The organism is Ruminococcus sp. CAG:379 (assembly GCF_000434255.1).
GTDB classification, from domain to species: domain Bacteria; phylum Bacillota; class Clostridia; order Oscillospirales; family Ruminococcaceae; genus Ruminococcus_F; species Ruminococcus_F champanellensis.
Window position 1 is genome coordinate 1 of sequence record NZ_FR894848.1, and the last position, 5917, is coordinate 5917.

The window sequence follows — 5917 nt, forward strand, 5'->3', positions numbered from 1 at the left end:
GGCTTTGTGCGGTATTGCCTTAAGTGACCGAACGGTTACTATAGATCAAGGAGTGAAATCGTGGCAGGAGACACAAAGGAACGCATCCTGGAAACCGCCCTTGCATTATTTGCGCAAAGCGGATATCTGGGAACATCTATGCATGACATTGCCAAAGAACTGGGGATCACCAAAGGCGCTTTGTATAAGCACTACGCAAGCAAGCAGGAGATTTTGGACAGCATTGTGGAACGGATGAATAAAATGGACTATGAACGTGCCGAAGCATATGAAATGCCGGAAACGGAGCCGGATGGCTTTGCGGAGGCTTATCTGCACACGCCGATTGCAAAGATCCGCACATACAGCATGGCACAGTTTGCACATTGGACGAAGGAACCGTTCTCCTCGAATTTTCGCAAGATGCTGACCCTGGAGCAATACCGGGATCCAAAGCTCGCACAGCTTTATCACGATTATCTGGCAACCGGGCCCACTGAGTACATGGCGGCGATTTTCCGAAAGCTGACGGATTCCGATGATGCCGCTATGCAGCTGGCGCTGGAGTTTTACGGCCCCATGTTCCTGCTTTACAGTGTTTACGATGGAGCAAACGAAAAAGAAAGCGTTGCGCCCATGCTGTGTGCACACATTGACCGCTTTATCGCCAAGATTGAATCCGATTACAAAAAACCCTATGCCGAAGAAGCTTGATGCTTCATGATGACAGACAGGCGGAAACGCAAATACCGTACTGGATATACAACCCACTGCAATCAGAATTGGAGGGATTTATTATGCTGTGTCCGAAATGCGGAAAAGAAATGAGAAAGGGCTATTTGTTCAGCAGCAAGGACGGTGCGTTCAGCTTTGCAAATGAAGTGCCGGGTGCCTTGGAAAATGCCAAGCATGCAGAAGGCTTTGTGAAGCTCACCGGGCTGAAGGTGGGGGGACGAACCAGCGTCCCTGCCTGCTGCTGCGATGCATGCAGAGTGGTCATTCTGCAATACGGAAAGGAGGCGGAAGTATGAAGCTTTATTTCGGAAATGCTGTCACAACAGCGACCACGCTTATGATCCTGGCACTGCTGGGATTTATCGGCTATTCCATCTTCCACCGTGTAAATATACAGTATTGGGGACGCCGGAGCGTTATCCTGCTGGTATTCGGTCTTGTGATCTGCTGCTTTGCATCGGCACGGGACGGTCTGGACAAGACCATACAGCACACCATCGATGGCAGCTGCGCACCGGGACTGTTCCCCCTCATCAGCATTCCTACCATCGTGGGCTGCATTGGCGCATTGCTGATTATCGTTGCCGCCATTGCCACGCCCATTGCAAAGACGCAGCAGGCACGCCAGGTCTGGTTCTATGTCATGTCCGGCGGTGCGATGCTGAAGATCGTGACCATGGAGATCGCACGGATCATCCTCTGAGGAGGAAGGAGCATGTTCTCATGCCGCTCGTTGATCCATCCCGATGGACGGGTGCAGCTTCCGCCGCAAGCCATAGCCATGCTGCGGTGCAGGAAATCATGTAAGCGGATCCGCTTGACATTTCGCCAAAAATGACTATAATAAAACTAACGAATATTAGTTAGCGAGGTTTGGTCATGAAACAGGAGGATACAACCCAGAGAATTTTGGATAAGGCTTTGGAACTGTTCTCTACGCAAGGATATGATTCCGTCAGCGTAGGAGAAATTGCAAAAGCGGTGGGCATCAAAGCGCCCTCGCTTTATAACCACTTTCCAAGTAAGCAGGCTATTTTTGACGCCATTGTGAAATCCACAGCGGCGCAGTATGAAGCGGATACCGATAAGATTCACATCCATGTGCAGAATGTGCAAAGGAATATTCCGGTTTTCACGGAGATCACCGAGGATGCACTGTTTGAAAAGGTGCGGCAAATCTTCGAGTATTCTCTCCACAATGATACCATCAGCCGCTTTCGCCGTATGATGACCATTGAGCAATTCCGCTCGCCGGAGTTGGCAGCACTCTACTCCAAACGATATGTGGAGCGCATCCTGCACTATCACGCCGGTATTTTCCATGCTCTGATCGCAGCCGGCGAAATTGCGGCAGAAGATCCGGATGCGCTTGCCATGATGTATGTAGCCCCGGTCATTACGCTCATCGGCGTCTGCGACCGCCAGCCGGAAAGAGAACCGGAATGTTTGGAGATGCTTCAAAGCCATGTTCGCCTCTTTTTTCGTATGGTGCATGGCGGCGGTTCACAGAGGAGCGTGTAAGCCGGAGAAACGGCGCGCTTCTGCGCAAGTACAAAACTTTCAAATGAAAAATAAGAATCAGAAATAAGGAGATCAGTCATGTCAGAAAAGAATATTACCATTCGTCTGGAAACCAAAGTCGATTACAAAGCCGTTGAGAACCTGACCCGTGAAGCATTTTGGAATGTCTACCGCCCCGGCTGCATGGAGCACTATCTGCTGCACTGCTATCGGGATGACCCGGCGTTTGTGCCGGCTAAAACCAAGAGCGTGCGCTATGCCGATGATCCGGAGGCAGATTATTTTCTCATCAAGGAGCTGACCCCGGGATTTCTGGAGGGCATTTCCGGCACCTACAAGGATCCGGAGGGGTATTTTGTCTGTTAGAAGAATCCGGAAGCCTTTGAACAGTTTGAAGCCACATTTCCGAAGAAGGAAAAGCTGAAGCTGCCGGGGCAATTGTTCTGAACAGGAGGCGCAAAATGAACAAAGTCTACCCCCGTCCCCACGATAAGCAGATCGTGTATCTGAAGGACGTGATTACAAAGCCAAATATCGAAGTCGGCGACTATACGATCTACAACGATTTCGTCCACGATCCCTGCGATTTTGAGAAGAATAATGTGCTGTATCACTACCCCATCAACAGGGACAAACTGAAAATCGGAAAATTCTGCTCCATCGCCTGCGGCGCAAAATTTCTGTTTACCAGTGGGAACCATTCCATGCAGTCCCTGTCTACCTACACCTTTCCCCTGTTCTTTGACGAGTGGGATCTGGATGCGAAAAACATCTGTGACGCATGGGACAACAAGGGCGACACTGTGATCGGCAACGATGTGTGGATTGGCTATGAGGCAGTCATCATGCCGGGCGTAAAAATCGGTAACGGTGCAATTATCGGGACACGCGCCGTAGTGACAAAGGATGTGCCACCCTACACCATTGTGGGCGGCGTCCCCGCAAAACCCATCCGGAAGCGCTTTGACGATGCAACCATCGAGAAACTGGAAGCCCTGCGCTGGTGGGATTGGAACGAGAAAAAAATAAAGCGTAATATCTCTGCGATTCAGTCGGGAGATCTTGCAGCCTTGGAGCGTGCAGAATGAAGCCCACTGTAATCGACCCGAAAACGACCACTCGTGCATCGGCATTTGACCTCTGGATGCATGCCCCAAACCCTATGGTGACTTTTTTCAAGACGATGGATGTTACGCCGCTGGTCCGGCTCAGTCGCAAACGGGACTAGCGGGGCGGTTTTTCAAGGCTTGCAGGAAATCATCTTCGCTCTGGAAGGGTACAGGGGAATTTGAATGAAATCGGGAAGGCTGGAGCTTGATTGGAATATAAACGGACGTTCTTTTCGCTCTATCTCACCCAAGCGATGGCGTATGGTTCCATTTCATAGTAAAACCAACGGCTTGATTTACAATGTATTTCGCTGAAACCGGGAAAAAAATAACGGTCACACTCCCGATGGGGAATGTGACCGTTTGATGTTTTTAGAGGTGTTCCAAGCTTAATGCAAAGCTACTGAGACTTAGCGCAGTGCAGCCTGTGCAGCAGCCAGTCTAGCAATCGGAACACGGAACGGAGAGCAGGATACATAGGTCAGACCCAGCTTGTGGCAGAACTCAACAGATGCGGGATCGCCGCCGTGCTCGCCGCAGATACCAACGTGCATGTCGGGACGGGTCTGCTTGCCCAGCTTGATAGCCATTTCCATCAGCTTGCCAACGCCAACCTGATCCAGCTTTGCAAAGGGATCGTTCTCGAAGATCTTAGCGTCGTAGTAAGCGTTCAGGAACTTGCCTGCATCGTCTCTGGAGAAGCCGTAGGTCATCTGGGTCAGATCGTTTGTACCGAAGCAGAAGAACTCAGCTTCCTTTGCGATCTCGTCAGCAGTCAGAGCAGCTCTCGGGATCTCGATCATGGTACCAACCTCATACTTCAGGTCAACGCCAGCCTTTGCGATCTCCTCGTCAGCAACTGCAACCACGATATCCTTTACAAACTTGAGCTCCTTCACCTCGCCAACCAGCGGGATCATGATCTCCGGAACGATGGTCCAGTCCGGATGAGCCTTCTTCACGTTGATTGCAGCCTTGATGACAGCTCTTGTCTGCATCTTTGCAATCTCCGGATAGGTTACTGCCAGACGGCAGCCACGGTGACCCATCATGGGGTTGAACTCGTGCAGGGAAGCGATGATAGCCTTGATGGTCTCAACGGACTTGCCCTGTGCGTCAGCCAGTGCCTTGATGTCAGCTTCGTCGGTGGGTACGAATTCGTGGAGCGGGGGATCCAGGAAACGGATAGTAACCGGATGACCCTCCAGAGCCTCGTACAGAGCCTCGAAGTCAGCCTGCTGCATGGGCTCGATCTTAGCCAGAGCAGCTTCTCTCTCCTCAACAGTGTCGGAGCAGATCATTTCACGGAATGCAGCGATTCTGGAAGGCTCAAAGAACATGTGCTCAGTACGGCACAGACCGATACCCTCAGCGCCCAGTTCTCTTGCCTTCTTTGCGTCTGTAGGAGTATCCGCATTGGTGCGAACCTTCAGAACTCTGTACTTATCAGCCCAGCCCATGATTCTGCCGAACTCACCAGCGATGGTAGCGTCAACAGTGGGGATGATGCCGTCGTAGATGTTACCGGTGGAGCCGTCGATGGAGATAAAGTCGCCTTCCTTGAAGGTCTTGCCAGCCAGCTCGAACTTCTTGTTCTCTTCGTCCATCTTGATGTCGCCGCAGCCGGATACACAGCAGGTACCCATACCACGAGCAACTACGGCTGCGTGAGAGGTCATACCGCCACGAACGGTCAGGATGCCCTGGGAAGCCTTCATACCGGTGATATCCTCAGGAGAGGTCTCCAGACGAACCAGAACCACCTTTTCGCCCTTTGCGTTCCAAGCCTCAGCATCGTCAGCAGTAAATACGATCTTACCGCAAGCAGCACCGGGAGATGCGCCCAGGCCCTTGCCGATGGGAGTAGCAGCCTTCAGAGCCTTTGCGTCAAACTGGGGGTGCAGCAGGGTATCCAGGTTTCTGGGATCGATCATCAGAACAGCCTTCTTCTCATCGATCATACCCTCGTCAACCAGGTCGCAAGCGATCTTCAGAGCAGCCTGTGCAGTTCTCTTACCGTTCCGGCACTGGAGCATATACAGCTTCTTGTTCTCAACGGTGAACTCCATATCCTGCATGTCACGGTAGTGATCTTCCAGAGTTTCGCAAACCTTGATGAATTCAGCGTAAGCCTCCGGAAACTCCTGCTCCATCTTTGCGATAGGCATAGGAGTACGAACGCCGGCTACAACGTCCTCGCCCTGTGCGTTGATGAGGAACTCGCCCATCAGCTTCTTTTCGCCGGTTGCAGGATCACGGGTAAATGCAACGCCGGTACCGGACTCGTTGTTCAGGTTGCCGAATACCATGGGCATTACGTTTACTGCAGTACCCCAGGAGTAGGGGATATCGTTGTCACGACGGTATACGTTTGCTCTCGGGTTGTCCCAGGAACGGAATACAGCCTCGATTGCGAGCTTCAGCTGCTCAACCGGGTCAGAGGGGAAGTCAGTACCCAGCTGCTGCTTGTACTCTGCCTTGAACTGCTCAGCCAGGGTCTTGAGATCCTGTGCGGTCAGATCTACGTCGAACTGAACGCCCTTTTCAGCCTTCATCTTGTCGATGAGCTGCTC

The 5917-nt window shown here is 51.8% G+C and carries 7 protein-coding genes; 6 read left to right on the forward strand and 1 reads right to left on the reverse strand.

The genetic code is table 11. The annotated features are described in order from the left end of the window. Nucleotides 1-60: 60 nt before the first annotated feature. From QVO51_RS03005 to QVO51_RS03030, 6 genes are all read left to right on the forward strand, one after another. Complete coding sequence (locus QVO51_RS03005) at nt 61-693, forward strand: TetR/AcrR family transcriptional regulator (protein WP_022357176.1); 633 nt, start codon at nt 61-63, stop codon at nt 691-693. Between the two features lie 83 nt (nt 694-776). Beyond that, nucleotides 777-1010: a PF20097 family protein gene (locus tag QVO51_RS03010; protein ID WP_022357177.1), complete on the forward strand. Its 234-nt coding sequence runs from the start codon at nt 777-779 to the stop codon at nt 1008-1010. Continuing rightward, complete coding sequence (locus tag QVO51_RS03015; RefSeq protein WP_022357178.1) at nt 1007-1417, forward strand: hypothetical protein; 411 nt, start codon at nt 1007-1009, stop codon at nt 1415-1417. The genes QVO51_RS03010 and QVO51_RS03015 overlap by 4 nt, the downstream gene beginning before the upstream one ends. Before the next feature lie 176 nt (nt 1418-1593). Beyond that, complete coding sequence (locus QVO51_RS03020) at nt 1594-2235, forward strand: TetR/AcrR family transcriptional regulator (protein WP_022357179.1); 642 nt, start codon at nt 1594-1596, stop codon at nt 2233-2235. Between the two features lie 78 nt (nt 2236-2313). Further along, nucleotides 2314-2601, forward strand: coding sequence for an acetyltransferase (locus QVO51_RS03025; protein ID WP_022357180.1), 288 nt, complete (start codon nt 2314-2316; stop codon nt 2599-2601). Between the two features lie 95 nt (nt 2602-2696). Further along, the gene (locus tag QVO51_RS03030; protein ID WP_022357181.1) at nt 2697-3323 is read left to right on the forward strand and encodes a CatB-related O-acetyltransferase; all 627 of its coding nucleotides are present in this window, start codon (nt 2697-2699) and stop codon (nt 3321-3323) included. Nucleotides 3324-3754: 431 nt separating this feature from the next. Here the strand turns inward: QVO51_RS03030 and ppdK are convergent. Continuing rightward, nucleotides 3755-5917, reverse strand: a 2163-nt coding sequence (gene ppdK, locus QVO51_RS03040; protein ID WP_288167795.1) for a pyruvate, phosphate dikinase, incomplete at its 5' end; no start/stop codon positions are given.